Origin of the sequence: Sphingomonas aurea (assembly GCF_030678875.1) — a bacterium.
In the GTDB taxonomy this organism is placed as follows: Bacteria; Pseudomonadota; Alphaproteobacteria; order Sphingomonadales; family Sphingomonadaceae; genus Sphingomonas; species Sphingomonas aurea.
Window position 1 is genome coordinate 159,904 of sequence record NZ_JAUUDS010000002.1, and the last position, 12,359, is coordinate 172,262.

12 protein-coding genes are annotated in these 12,359 nt (G+C 68.5%); 5 read left to right on the top strand and 7 right to left on the bottom strand.

The window, feature by feature from the left end; all coding sequences use genetic code 11:
- Positions 1-43: 43 nt before the first annotated feature.
- A complete protein-coding gene (locus Q5H91_RS06845; protein ID WP_305172554.1) occupies positions 44-775 on the top strand; it encodes a carboxylesterase family protein in 732 nt (243 codons plus the stop codon).
- A gap of 245 nt (positions 776-1,020) precedes the next feature.
- Here Q5H91_RS06845 and Q5H91_RS06850 read toward each other — a convergent pair whose 3' ends face one another.
- The 5 genes from Q5H91_RS06850 to Q5H91_RS06870 form a co-directional block, all read right to left on the bottom strand.
- Positions 1,021-1,341 (bottom strand): hypothetical protein, encoded by a 321-nt coding sequence (locus Q5H91_RS06850; RefSeq protein WP_305172555.1) that lies wholly within the window; start codon positions 1,339-1,341, stop codon positions 1,021-1,023.
- Between the two features lie 32 nt (positions 1,342-1,373).
- Positions 1,374-2,273 (bottom strand): EamA family transporter RarD, encoded by a 900-nt coding sequence (gene rarD, locus Q5H91_RS06855; protein ID WP_305172556.1) that lies wholly within the window; start codon positions 2,271-2,273, stop codon positions 1,374-1,376.
- Between the two features lie 344 nt (positions 2,274-2,617).
- Complete coding sequence (locus Q5H91_RS06860; protein WP_305172557.1) at positions 2,618-3,934, bottom strand: dihydrolipoamide acetyltransferase family protein; 1,317 nt, start codon at positions 3,932-3,934, stop codon at positions 2,618-2,620.
- Between the two features lie 2 nt (positions 3,935-3,936).
- Positions 3,937-4,944, bottom strand: a complete 1,008-nt coding sequence (locus tag Q5H91_RS06865) for an alpha-ketoacid dehydrogenase subunit beta (RefSeq protein WP_305172842.1) — start codon at positions 4,942-4,944, stop codon at positions 3,937-3,939.
- A gap of 187 nt (positions 4,945-5,131) precedes the next feature.
- Positions 5,132-6,391 carry a 3-methyl-2-oxobutanoate dehydrogenase (2-methylpropanoyl-transferring) subunit alpha gene (locus Q5H91_RS06870; RefSeq protein ID WP_305172843.1) on the bottom strand — a complete coding sequence of 420 codons (1,260 nt, stop codon included), beginning with the start codon at positions 6,389-6,391 and terminating at the stop codon, positions 5,132-5,134.
- 229 nt (positions 6,392-6,620) lie between these two features.
- Between Q5H91_RS06870 and Q5H91_RS06875 the strand changes: the two genes are divergently transcribed.
- The 4 genes from Q5H91_RS06875 (at position 6,621) to Q5H91_RS06890 (ending at position 10,598) form a co-directional block, all read left to right on the top strand.
- Positions 6,621-6,866, top strand: coding sequence for a hypothetical protein (locus Q5H91_RS06875; RefSeq protein ID WP_305172559.1), 246 nt, complete (start codon positions 6,621-6,623; stop codon positions 6,864-6,866).
- Between the two features lie 787 nt (positions 6,867-7,653).
- Entirely contained in the window at positions 7,654-9,066 is a 1,413-nt protein-coding gene (locus tag Q5H91_RS06880) for a DEAD/DEAH box helicase (protein WP_305172560.1), read from the top strand.
- A 50-nt stretch (positions 9,067-9,116) separates the two neighbouring features.
- Positions 9,117-9,383 carry a hypothetical protein gene (locus Q5H91_RS06885; RefSeq protein ID WP_305172561.1) on the top strand — a complete coding sequence of 89 codons (267 nt, stop codon included), beginning with the start codon at positions 9,117-9,119 and terminating at the stop codon, positions 9,381-9,383.
- A 117-nt stretch (positions 9,384-9,500) separates the two neighbouring features.
- Positions 9,501-10,598: an ABC transporter ATP-binding protein gene (locus Q5H91_RS06890; protein WP_305172562.1), complete on the top strand. Its 1,098-nt coding sequence runs from the start codon at positions 9,501-9,503 to the stop codon at positions 10,596-10,598.
- 22 nt (positions 10,599-10,620) lie between these two features.
- On the opposite strand, the gene Q5H91_RS06895 is transcribed toward Q5H91_RS06890, so the two are convergent.
- A complete protein-coding gene (locus Q5H91_RS06895; RefSeq protein WP_305172564.1) occupies positions 10,621-11,484 on the bottom strand; it encodes a carbohydrate ABC transporter permease in 864 nt (287 codons plus the stop codon).
- Positions 11,475-12,356, bottom strand: coding sequence for a carbohydrate ABC transporter permease (locus Q5H91_RS06900; protein WP_305172565.1), 882 nt, complete (start codon positions 12,354-12,356; stop codon positions 11,475-11,477). Before Q5H91_RS06900 ends, Q5H91_RS06895 begins: the two co-directional genes overlap by 10 nt.
- Between the last annotated feature and the right edge of the window lie 3 nt (positions 12,357-12,359).

Genomic DNA, 12,359 nt, shown 5'->3' on the forward strand with positions numbered 1-12,359 from the left:
CGGCCTCTTGTACGCAGCCAGGCGGCCATGCCAAGCTCGGGCGATGAGACGCCTGCTCGCCGCCGCCCTGCTCGCCCTGACCGCCAGCGCTGCCACCGCCGATCCGCTGCCGCTGGGCGCGGGGCAGACCGCTCAGGCGGCATATCGGGCGGGCGACTATCCGTTCCTGCTGTTCGTGCCGCGCGGGTACGAGACGGACAAGACGCAGACATGGCCGCTGATGATCTTCCTGCATGGATCGGGCGAGCGGGGCAGCGACGTGACGCAGGTGGCCGCCTGGGGGCCGCCCAAGGTGCTGGCGCAGCATCCCGGCACGCCGATGCTGATCGTCTCGCCGCAGCTGCCCGCGGATGCGGACTGGGACGTGGCAACGCTCGACCGGCTGCTCGCCGATATCCGCAAGCGGTACCGGGTGGACCCGTCGCGCATCTACCTGACCGGACTGTCGCTGGGCGGGATCGCGAGCTGGCGCTGGGCGATCGCGCATCCCGACCTGTTCGCCGCAGTCGCCCCGGTCGCCGCCGAGACGCCGACCAGACGGGCCTGCGTGTTGAAGGACGTGCCGATCTGGGCGTTCCACGGCGATGACGACGGCGCGGTGCCGGTGCGCGGCGACTTCGAGATGATCGAGGCGATCCGCGCCTGCAAGGGCAGCGTCAAGCCGCGGCTGACCGTGTATCCCGCAACGGATCATTTCTCGTGGGTGCCGGCGTATGACGATCCGGCGTTCTGGCGCTGGATCGGGGAGCAGCGGCGTCAGGGCGTTTCGCGCTAAGATGCCAAGCGGTTGCGCCCGGGCGCGCGGCAGCTTTCCCTCTTCAGCCGGCGGAGCGCGCTGCGCTGCCGCGCACAGGACATCTTTGCGTCTTCGCGTCTTTGCGCGAGAAAATCGGTTCACGCGGAGACGCGGAGGAATTGCGCGCAGGGCAGCACGTCCGTGTCACCGACGGTCGGTTGTGAAGAGCTGCCGTGCGGCTGGGGGTGACACCTCTGCGTCTCCGCGGCTCCGCGTGAATACTCTTACTTCCGGCCCACCGCCGCATGCTGCAGGAGGGTGCCGGCGACGTAGCAGAGCGCATCGATCGGATCGGGCGTCGAGCGTGTCGTGATGAGCGGGACGGCGACTTCCCAGACGGCGATGGCGCCCGCGATCAGGGCGAGCTTGCCGGGCAGCGTGCGCGCCCAGAGGCCGAGCGGGGTGATGGCGGGTATGGCCAGCGCGATGATGGAGGGAAGCGCCACGCCGGCGAGCAGGTCGGTGGCGTGGTAGCGGAGCAGGCCGGTGCGCGGCGCGATGCCGATCCGCACGATCAGATAGCCGATCGCCACCGCGACGATCACGACAAGATGCGGCATAGCGGCGCGGAGGACGCTCATCCGGCGAGCGACGCCGGCCGGCGGGCGGCATGGAGGCTCGCGGCGGCGTAGAGCGCGCAGCCGCTCCAGATCAGCGCGAAGGCGACGATGTGGAAATCGCGCAGCGGCTCGCCGAAGAGGAGGACGGCCTGCGCGAGCTGGAGCGTCGGCGCTATATACTGAAGGAGCCCCAGCGTCGTGTAGCGCATCCGCCGCGCCGCCGCCGCGAACAGCAACAGCGGTGCGGCGGTTATCGCGCCGGCGGCGACCAGCAGCAGGTCGAGCCGGGTGTCGTGGCCCATCGCCCCCTGCCCGTGTCCCTGCGCCCAGCCGATCACGGCAATGGCAGGGCCGGCGAGGAGCAATGTCTCGATCGTCAGGCCGCCGAGCGCGTCGATCGCGACCACCTTGCGGATCAGCCCGTAGCAGCCGAAGCTGAGCGCGAGGGTCAGCGAGATCCACACCGATCCGCCGCCGCCCAGCGCCATCGCCAGCACGCCGAGCGCAGCGATACCGACCGCGACCCACTGGATGCGCCCGACCCGCTCGCCGAGCACCGCGACGCCGAGCGCGACATTGACCAGCGGGTTGATGAAATAGCCCAGGCTCGCCTCCAGCACATGCGCGTGGCCGACCGCCCAGATATAGACCAGCCAGTTGGTCGCGATCAGCGCGGCGCTGCCCGCCAGCATCGCCAGCGTGCGGCCGCGCGCGGCGGCGCGGATCGCACCGACCCGACGCAGGACGACGACGACCAGCGCCAGGAGGAGCAGCGACCAGATCACCCGGTGGGCGAGGATCTGGGGCGCCGGCACGCCGTGGAGCAGCTTGAAATAGATCGGCAGCACACCCCACAGGACATAGGCGACGACGCCCAGGGCCAGGCCGGTGCGGGGGTTTTGATCGGTCGCGGTCATGGCCCGCCCTTGCCGCTGGGGCGAGTGGGCGCAAGCGAGTTTGGAATTTACGCGAGATGTGATGAAGTTCGCACGAAGGCGCGAAGGTGTTGCGTTCGGTGAAGCCACATCTCGTCACCCCAGCGCAGGCTGGGGTCTCCCGGAGGAAGGCGTGGCGCCCGCCAAGCAGAAGACCCCGGCCTGCGCAGGGGTGACGGTGGTCTGGGGGTGCACCTACCCCCTCTCCGTCATGCCGGGCCTGTCCCGGCATCCACCCGTCCGCAGGCGCCTCGGTCCGTGCGTTTGCGGTGCCGTGGATGCCGGGACAGGCCCGGCATGACGGGGTGGTCAGGGGTCGGACGGATTCAGTCGGCGAACAGCAGGACCGGAGTTTCCAGTACCTTCTTCAGCGCCTGAACGTAGCTCGCCGCATCCCAGCCGTCGACGACGCGGTGGTCGCAGCTGATCGAGACGTTCATCAGCTTGGCACGGACGATATCGTCGCCCTGGAAGATTGGGCGCTCGACGATCTTGTTGGGGCCGATGATCGCGACTTCGGGGCGGTTGATGACCGGCGTGGTCGCGATGCCGCCGAGGGGCCCGAGCGAGGTCAGGGTGATGGTGCCGCCGCCCAGTTCCTCGGGCTTCAGCTTGCTGGCGCGCGCGGCCTCGGCCAGCCGGGCGATCTCGGTCGCCAGCTGCCAGACGTTCAGGTCCTGCGCGTCGCGGATGACGGGGACGGTCAGGCCGGCATCGGTCTGCGCCGCCATGCCCAGATGAACACGGCCACGGCGGGTGACCACCCCCGCTTCGTCGTCGTAACGGGCGTTGAGCATCGGGAATTCGGGCAAGGTGCGGCAGATCGCGACGATCATCAGCGGCAACATGGTCAGCTTGGGCCGCTGGCCGCGGTTCGCATTCAGATCGGCGCGCATCGCCTCCAGCTGCGTCACATCCACCTCGTCGACATAGGTGAAGTGGGGAATGTTGCGCTTGGCGGCGGCCATGTTCTCGGCGATGCGGCGGCGCATGCCGATCACGCGGACCTGCTCGTCGGCGCGCGCGCGGCTGGCACCGGGGGCGGCATAGCCCTGCGCGGCGCCGTAGCGGAGATAGGCGTCGAGATCGGCATGGCGAACGCGCTCGCCATCGGTCTTGACCGCGGCGAGGTCGATGCCGAGGTCGCGTGCGCGGGCACGAACGGCGGGGGAGGCTTGGACAGAGGAGGCGGGCGCCTGATCGTTCCCCGGCGAAGGCCGGGACCCGGCTGGAGCGTCCGGCGTATTGGAAGACGGCGCAGCGTCACCCGCGTCTCCCGACTGGCTCCCGGCATTTGCCGGGGCAGGATTTTGGGCAGGAGCGGAAGTGGTGACCTCCTCCACGCCGGGGTTCTCCGCTTCCAGCACGGCCTCTTCGGTGGCGGGCGACGCTTCGCTCTCGCCCTCCGTCTCGATCACCACCAGCGCGGCGCCGATCGCGACCTGGTCGCCGACCTCGCCGGCCAGTTCGACCACGGTACCCGACACCGGCGATTCCATCTCCACGGTTGCCTTGTCGGTCATCATGTCGGCGATGTTCTGGTCTTCCTCGACCCGGTCGCCCACGGCGACGTGCCAGGCGACGATCTCGGCCTCGGCGATGCCTTCGCCGATGTCGGGCAGGCGGAAGGTGAAACGCGCCATCTTCAAGCGTCCTTCATGATCTTCTTGAGAGCCTGGCCGATGCGGACCGGGCCCGGGAAATAGGCCCATTCCAGGCTGTGCGGATAGGGCGTGTCGAACCCGGTGACGCGCTCGATCGGCGCCTCGAGATGGTAGAAGCAGCGCTCCTGCACCAGCGCCGACAGCTCGGCGCCGAAGCCGCTGGTCCGCGTCGCCTCGTGCACGATCATGCAGCGGCCGGTCTTCTTTACCGAGGCCTCGATCGTCTGGATGTCGAGCGGGACCAGCGTGCGCAGGTCGATGATCTCGGCATCGACGCCGCTTTCCTCCACCACGGCGCGGCAGACATGCACCATCGTGCCATAGGCGAGGATGGTCAGCGCCTCGCCCGGCCGCACGATCGCCGCCTTGCCCAGCTCGACGCGGTAGTGACCGGTCGGCACTTCGCCGGCGGGATGTTTCGACCAGTTCTGCGCGGGCCGGTCCCAATGGCCGTCGAACGGACCGTTGTAGATACGCTTGGGTTCCAGGAAGAGGACGGGGTCGTTGTCCTCGATCGCGGCGATCAGCAGCCCCTTGGCGTCGTAGGGCGTCGACGGGATCACCGTCTTCATGCCCGAGACATGGGTGAAGATCCCCTCCGGGCTCTGGCTGTGCGTCTGCCCGCCGAAGATACCGCCGCCATAAGGCGAGCGGATCGTGATCGGCGCGGTGAACTCGCCCGCCGAGCGATAGCGGAGCCGCGCCGCCTCCGACACGAGCTGGTCGAGCGCGGGATAGATGTAATCGGCGAACTGGATCTCTGGCACGGGACGCAGCCCGTATGCCCCCATACCGATCGCGACGCCCATGATGCCGATCTCGGTGATCGGCGTGTCGAACACGCGGGTCTTGCCGAACTTCGCCTGCAACCCCGCCGTCGCGCGGAACACGCCGCCGAAATAGCCGACGTCCTCGCCCATCACGACGACATCGGGATCGCGGTCCATCATCACGTCCAGCGCGGAGTTGATCGCCTGGATCATGTTCATGCGCGTGGTGGGTTCTGCGGATTCGGTCATCGTCATGCCTGCAAATCCTCCCCGACACGGGGAGGGGGACCGCTCGCGCAGCGAGTGGTGGAGGGGGCTCTCCACGAAGGTTGCCGCTGGTGGAGAACCCCCTCCACCAGCCTGCGGCTCGTCCCCCGCCCCGTGCCGGGGAGGATTTCAACCGTGCTCACTTGCGCGCCCATGGCCGGCCACTCGCCTCTTCCTCGGCCATCATCTGGGCCTGTTGTTCGCGCAGGTGCCAGGGCATCTCCTCGAACACCCCGTCGAACAGCGAGTCGAGCGGCTGGTGGAGGCCGTGGCCGAGGATGCCGTTCTTCTCCGCTTCCTTCTGCGCGGCCTTGACCTGCTCGGCCAGTTCGCGGTCCTGCGCGGCGTGGCGCTCCTGGTCCCACTCGCCGATCGCGATCAGGTGCTGCTTCAGCCGCGCGACCGGATCGCCCAGCGGCCACGCGGTCGGCTCGCCCGCCGAGCGGTACTGGCCGGGGTCGTCGGAGGTCGAGTGCCCCTCGGCGCGGTAGGTGAAGTGCTCGATCAGCGTTGGGCCGGCATTGGTCCGCGCCCGCTCCGCCGCCCACTCGGTCGCGGCATAGACGGCGAGCGCGTCGTTGCCATCGACGCGCAGGGCCGCGATGCCATAGCCGACGCCGCGCGCGGCGAAGGTGGTCGACTCGGCGCCGGCGAACCCGGAAAAGCTCGATATCGCCCACTGGTTGTTGACGATGTTCATGATGACCGGCGCACGATAGACAGCGGCAAAGGTACAGGCGGAGTGGAAATCGCCTTCCGCGGTCGATCCCTCGCCACACCATACCGCCGCGATCCGGGTGTCGCCCCGCGCCGCCGAGGCCATCGCCCAGCCGACCGCCTGCGGATATTGCGTGGTGAGGTTGCCGGAGATCGAGAAGAACCCCGCCGCCTTCGCCGAATACATGATCGGCAGCTGCTTGCCCTGCAGCCGGTCGGCAGTGTTGGAGTAGATCTGGTTCATCATGTCGACCAGCGACCAGTCGCGCGCGATCAGCAGCCCCTGCTGCCGGTACGAGGGGAAGCACATATCCTCATAGTCGAGCGCGTGGGCCGCAGCGACCGCCACCGCCTCCTCGCCCAGCGCCTTCATGTAGAAGCTGGTCTTGCCCTGGCGCTGGGCGCGGAACATCCGCTCGTCGAAGGCGCGCAGCAGCACCATGTGGCGCAGGATCGCGCGCAGCCGGTCGGGCGACAGCTTCGGGTCCCACGGGCCGACCGCGTTGCCCGCATCGTCGAGGACGCGGACCAGCGTATAGGCCAGCTCGGTAAAGCCGCCGGGCGCGTCGGCGGTGTCGGGGCGGCGCGCGGCGCCCGCAGCCGGGATGTCGACCTCGGCGAAGTCGACCGGGTCGCCCGGCCGGAAGCGCGGCTCCGGCACGTGCAGCGACAGCTGCGGCATATTGGGGCGCAGGCGCGCGTCGGCGCCATCGGGCTCGGCCACTGTCTCTCCACCTCGTTCGCGCGGAGTCGCACTCCGCCTTTGGGTCAACAACTCTGTCGCGCGGTTGTAATTAAATTTCAAGCGTCACGATATGCCCGGCGGCACCATCCGTGCGCCGTAACGCACTGTTAACCGCATCGGCGGCAGAGTGCGGGGCAGATCATCGAAGAGGTTCGAGACGATGTACATGGGCCCGATCACCGCCGCCGCACCGCTGGAACTCGACGTCGTCGTCAGCCGGCCGTCGTCGCCGCTCGTCCGCCGCGCGGTGGGTGTCCCCGTGTTGCTGGTCGCCGCGGCGGCGATGCTGCCGTGGATGGCGCTGAACGCCGCAGTCGCCGGCGTGGTGCTGGGCGCGCGGGGCATCGCTGCGGCACCGAAGGCGGTCGTGCAGGCGATCGACTATGCCGGTACGGTCGTGCTGGGGCGGTAAGCGCCTGAGCCGTTCCGCCGTTCGAGTCGCCTAGCGAGCGCTCGTCAGCACGCGACGTTATCGCGCTGCTATGGAATACAGGTAATGGCGCCTGGTTTCAGACCCCCTCTTGTATTTTGCCAGTCTTTTTACCTCTGACCGGGTCAGGTGGATTTCCCGATATCCTCTGCGGATAAGGCAATTCTCCACGTCCGAGGTCTGTATGGCGTGAAGTTCGGCTCGCCTGCGGTCGGGCTGCGTTCTGGCGATGGCCGCTCCCCATCCATCGCCGTTACCTCCAGGCATATTCAGAGCAGTATCCGCCGCTCGCCACCCGGTCAGAAATTTTACGGCAGGCTCATCTTTCGAGACGTCCCTATAGTATCCGACGTAAGCGCAATCTACCGAATCGGCTCGGTACTGCTCGTAATTTACGCCAGACTTACTCCAAGTCGTGTCAGTCTCCTTGCTCAGGCTAACCTGAGAAGTGCATGCCGCAATGACGGCAATAGCAACGACCACCTTCATAAAACCTCCGTCTCATGTCAAAAACCGCGCCGACGGAAGTCTGTCGGCGCCATTCGGGATTGGCAAGACAGCCAAGGACCCACATTGACTTTTCGCTGCACTGCGGCTAAGTGCACCACCATCGAGGCGTCATGCAGCGTGATCGGACCCGCAAGGTTCGAAGCTCCGCCTCGGCCATAATCGTCAGGCTTCCCTATTCACGCGGGGTGTCATCTTCCCCCCGCCTTCCGTGCATCCATCATGGCTGCGCGGCCAGGGCCTGTTATCTTATAGGACTCCCATGACTTTCCAAACTCTCGGCTTGTCCGAGCCGCTCGTCCGCGCGCTCGAGGCGAAGGGCTATACCAACCCCACCCCGATCCAGGCGCAGGCGATCCCGACCGTGCTGGAAGGCGGCGACCTGCTCGGCATCGCGCAGACCGGCACCGGCAAGACCGCGGCATTCGTGCTGCCGTCGATCCAGCGCATGGTCGCGGCGCAGAAGCGCGTGCTGCCGACCCATTGCCGCATGCTGGTGCTGGCCCCGACCCGCGAGCTGGCCAGCCAGATCGCCGATTCGGCGCGCGAGTACGGCAAGTTCTCGAAGATGTCGGTGACCACCGTGTTCGGCGGCACCAGCATCAACAAGAACCGCCAGGACATGAGCCGCGGGGTCGACATCCTCGTCGCCACGCCGGGCAGGCTGATCGACCTGGTCGAGCAGGGTTTCGTCAACCTGTCGATGATCGAGATCCTCGTTCTCGACGAGGCGGACCAGATGCTCGACCTGGGCTTCATTCACGCGCTGAAGAAGATCGTGCGGATGGTGCCGAGGAAGCGCCAGACGCTGTTCTTCTCGGCGACGATGCCCGCCTCGATCCGCGAGCTGGCCAATCAGTTCCTGCACGAGCCGGCCACCGTGTCGGTCAAGCCTGCCGCCACCACCGCCGAGCGGGTCGACCAGCTCGTCACCTTCGTCAACCAGACCGAGAAGCAGGCGCTCCTCACGCTGGTGCTGCAGGACGAGACGATCGATCGCGCGCTGGTCTTCACCCGCACCAAGCACGGTGCCGACCGCGTCGTGAAGCTGCTGGCGGGCAACGGCATCGCGTCGAACGCGATCCACGGCAACAAGAGCCAAGGCCAGCGCGAGCGGGCGCTGGGCGAGTTCAAGTCGGGGAGCGTCCGCATCCTGGTGGCGACCGACATCGCCGCGCGCGGGATCGACGTGTCGGGCGTCAGCCATGTCGTCAACTTCGAGCTGCCCAACGTGCCCGAGCAGTACGTCCACCGCATCGGGCGGACGGCGCGCGCGGGGGCGAGCGGTATCGCGGTGTCGTTCTGCGCCGATGACGAGCGGCCGTACCTCAAGGATATCGAGCGCACCACGCGCCAGAAGATCCCGGTCCAGCCGCTGCCCGAGGATTTCGCCAACAAGGCGAACCAGATCAAGTCGCAGCGGGTGAAGGCGATCGGCAACGATCCCGCCCCGCGCGAGGATCGCCCGCGTGGCGCCCGTCCGCCCGCCCGCCCGCGCGCGACCCACGCGCCGACGCCGACCGGCACCGGCGGTGGCCGCAACTATGCGAATGCCAGCCGCGGCGGGCGCGGCGGTGGTCAGGGTCAGGGCCGCAGTGGCGGCGGCGGCGGCCGGGGTCGCGGCGGCTCCGGTGGTGGTCAGGGCCGCGGCGCGGGCTCGTCCGCTTCGCGCTGACGGATACCATGCTCTCCCTCGCGGGTTACCTGCCGCGAAGGAGAGCAGCCATGGACATATCGCGCACCCCGATCGCTGAGCGCATCGCCCGCGTGCTCGCCGCCGAACGGATCAGCGCCAATGGCGGCGGGGATGCGGAATCGGCCTCTGCCCAGGTCGATGGCGCCTGGAAGGACCACCTGCCAGAGGCGATCGCCGTGCTACGCACCCTGCGTGAGCCGGACGAGCGGATGGCCGCGGTGGGTGACGTCGCGGTGTGGGAGCGGATGGTGCGTGCGGCGATCGAGGCTTCGCTGCCGCCGAAGGTGGTGATGTGAGGCGCCGCCGGATGGTGCCAGGGATCTGATGAAGATGCGCTGGCCGCCGGGTGCGCCAGCCTACCTCCTCCATCCGACAAGCCATTGACCGGCTTGCGTATTGCTGCGCCGCGGGCGATGACCCTGGGACGGGGGAACGACGTGGCGAGTGTCGAGATAACAGGACTGGCCAAGCGTTTCGGCCCGGACGAGGTGCTGGCGCCCACCGATCTTTCGGTAGAGGACGGCGAATTCGTCGTGATCGTCGGCCCGTCGGGCTGCGGCAAGTCGACGCTGCTGCGCCTGATCGCAGGGCTGGAGGTGCCGAGCGCGGGGCGCGTCGCCATCGGCGGGCGCGACGTAACCAACGCGGCGCCGGCCGATCGCGGGCTGGCGATGGTGTTCCAATCCTATGCGCTCTACCCGCACCTGACCGTTGCCGAGAATATCGGCTTTCCGCTGAAGGTCGCCGGCCGCCCCCGGGCGGAGGTCGCGGCGCGGGTCGCGGCGGTGGCGGCGTCGCTGGACCTGACGCCGCTGCTCGGGCGACGGCCGCGCGCCTTGTCGGGCGGGCAGCGGCAGCGCGTGTCGATCGCCCGCGCGGTCGTGCGCGAGCCGCAGGTGCTGCTGCTCGACGAACCGCTATCGAACCTGGATGCCGAGTTGCGCGTGCGGATGCGCCACGAGTTCGCGCGCCTCCACGGCCAGCTGGGCGCGACGATGATCTACGTCACCCACGATCAGCTGGAGGCGATGACGCTCGCCAACCGCATCGTCGTGATGAGCGCGGGCCGGGTAGAGCAGGTCGGCGCGCCGATCGACCTCTACGACCGGCCCGCGACGCTGGCGGTGGCGCGCGCGATCGGCTCGCCGGGGATGAACCTGATGCCCGCGACCGTCGTCGACACCGACCTGCGCGGCGCGACGCTGCGGCTGGACGACGGCACCGAGGTGTGCGCGCCGGTCCCGGCGGTGGTCGGTGCGGCGGTGACGCTTGGCGTCCGGCCAGAGCATCTGGAGGTCGACCCGAACGGCCCGTTTCGCGGACCGGTCGAACTGTTCGAGCGGCTCGGCCCCCTCTCCTTCGCGCATCTCGGCGTACCCGGGCGCGCGCAGACGGTGGTCGCGCAGCTGCCGAGCGATCGGCGCGTCACGCTGGGCGAGGAGCTGTGCTTCTCGATCGCACCCGAACGCGTCCACGTCTTCGACATCGAGGGTCGCTCGCTGGGTTTGTGATCCGCTCACGCGGATGCGGCCATCAACCCTTGACGCTGCCGCCGAGCAGCCCGTTCATGTAGAAGCGCTGGAGCGCCAGGAACAGCGCGAGCACCGGCAGCGTCGTCACCACCGCGGCGGCCATCATCAGCTCGCCGTCCGCGGCATGCTCGCGCCCGATCGCGGCGACCGCCACGGGCAGGGTGTAGCGGTGCTGGTCCGACAGGATGATGAGCGGCCACAGGAAATCGTTCCAGCTGCCCAGGAACATGAATAGCGCCAGCGTGACGACGATCGGCGCGAGCAGCGGCAGCACGATCGAGCCGAAGATGCGCGCTTCGCTTGCCCCGTCCAACCGCGCCGCGTCGAGCATCTCGTCGGGGATGCCGAGCGTCGCCTGCCGCACGAACAGGATCGCGAAGATGCCGGCCAGACTCGGCAGGATCACCCCGGCATAGCTGTTGACCAGCCCCAGCTCCTTGAAGATCAGGAACAGCGGCAGCATCGCCACCTGCCCCGGCACGATCAGGCTGACGATCAGCAGCCGCAGCAGCCGCTCCCGCCCCGTGAAGCGCAATTTGGCGAAGGCATAGCCGGCCGGCACCGTCAGCAGCAGCCCGAACAGCGTCGACAGCGCGGCGATCCCCAAGCTGTTCCACAGGGCCGGCACCATGCGGTAATCGAACCACGCGCCGTCGATCAGCCGGCGGACCAGCAGCTCGTGATAATTCTCCCACGACCAGCGGCTCGGCCAGAAGGGCGGCGGGAAGTGGTTCGCCTCGCCGCGCGGCATGAACGACACCGTCACCATCCAGGCGAGCGGCAGCAGCGTCAGCAGCGTCACCGCCGCCACCGCAGCGTTGGCGAGGATGGCGCGGATGCGCGCGCGCGGGACGGTCACAGCCATTCGTACCGCCTGCCGATCCGCGCCTGGACGAGAGTGACGGCCAGGATGAGCACGAACAGGATCAGCGCCACCGCGCTCGCCTGTCCCAGGTTCCACCATTTGAACCCCTCGTCGAACATGAAATAGAGAACGGTCACCGTGCTCTGCGCCGGCCCGCCCTGCGTCATCACATAGGGTTCGGCGAACAGCTGCAGGAACCCCGCCACGCTCATGACGGCGGCGAGCAGCAGCGTCGGCCCGATCGCCGGCAGGGTGACGTGGCGGAACCGGCCGAGCCGCGACGCGCCGTCCAGCCGCGCCGCCTCCATCAGGTCCTGCGGCACCGCCGACAGCGCGGCGGTGAACACGATCATGTTATAGCCGAAGATCTTCCAGGTCACGAAGATCAGGATCGCCGGGATCGATGCGCGCGGATCGCCCAGCCAGTCGACCGGGCCGATGCCGACCAGCGACAGGCCGTAGTTGAGCAGGCCGTAGCGGGTGTTGAGCAGGAACTGCCACACCGTCGCCGTCGCCACGACGCTGGTGACATAGGGCGCGAACAGCGCCACCCGCCACAGCGGCTTCCACCGCACGGTGGCGTCGTTCAGCAGCAGCGCCGCCAGCAGCGATGCGCCGATCGCCATCGGCACGCCCACCACGGAAAAGAGTGCGGTGTTGCCCAGCGCCCGCCAGAACAAAGGCGTCGTCAGCAGCGTGGTGAAATTGCCAAGCCCGATGAAGCGCAGGTTCGCCCAGTCGGCCAAAGCATAGACGCTGTAGTCGGTGACGCTCAGCGCCAGTGCGAGCAGCGTCGGCAGGATCAGGACGAAGGCGATGATGGCCAGCACCGGCGCGGTGAACGTCCAGGCGGTGCGCTCCTGCCGGGTCACGCG

Bases quoted from the DNA above. Each gene is read 5' to 3' on its own strand.
- Q5H91_RS06880 (WP_305172560.1), top strand. From the start codon at position 7,654: ATGACTTTCCAAACTCTCGGCTTGTCCGAGCCGCTCGTCCGCGCGCTC.
- Q5H91_RS06890 (WP_305172562.1), top strand. From the start codon at position 9,501: ATGACCCTGGGACGGGGGAACGACGTGGCGAGTGTCGAGATAACAGGA.
- Q5H91_RS06860 (WP_305172557.1), bottom strand. From the start codon at position 3,934: ATGGCGCGTTTCACCTTCCGCCTGCCCGACATCGGCGAAGGCATCGCC.
- Q5H91_RS06865 (WP_305172842.1), bottom strand. From the start codon at position 4,944: ATGAACATGATCCAGGCGATCAACTCCGCGCTGGACGTGATGATGGAC.
- rarD (WP_305172556.1), bottom strand. From the start codon at position 2,273: ATGACCGCGACCGATCAAAACCCCCGCACCGGCCTGGCCCTGGGCGTC.
- Q5H91_RS06885 (WP_305172561.1), top strand. From the start codon at position 9,117: ATGGACATATCGCGCACCCCGATCGCTGAGCGCATCGCCCGCGTGCTC.
- Q5H91_RS06875 (WP_305172559.1), top strand. From the start codon at position 6,621: ATGGGCCCGATCACCGCCGCCGCACCGCTGGAACTCGACGTCGTCGTC.
- Q5H91_RS06845 (WP_305172554.1), top strand. From the start codon at position 44: ATGAGACGCCTGCTCGCCGCCGCCCTGCTCGCCCTGACCGCCAGCGCT.
- Q5H91_RS06870 (WP_305172843.1), bottom strand. From the start codon at position 6,391: ATGCCGCAGCTGTCGCTGCACGTGCCGGAGCCGCGCTTCCGGCCGGGC.
- Q5H91_RS06895 (WP_305172564.1), bottom strand. From the start codon at position 11,484: ATGGCTGTGACCGTCCCGCGCGCGCGCATCCGCGCCATCCTCGCCAAC.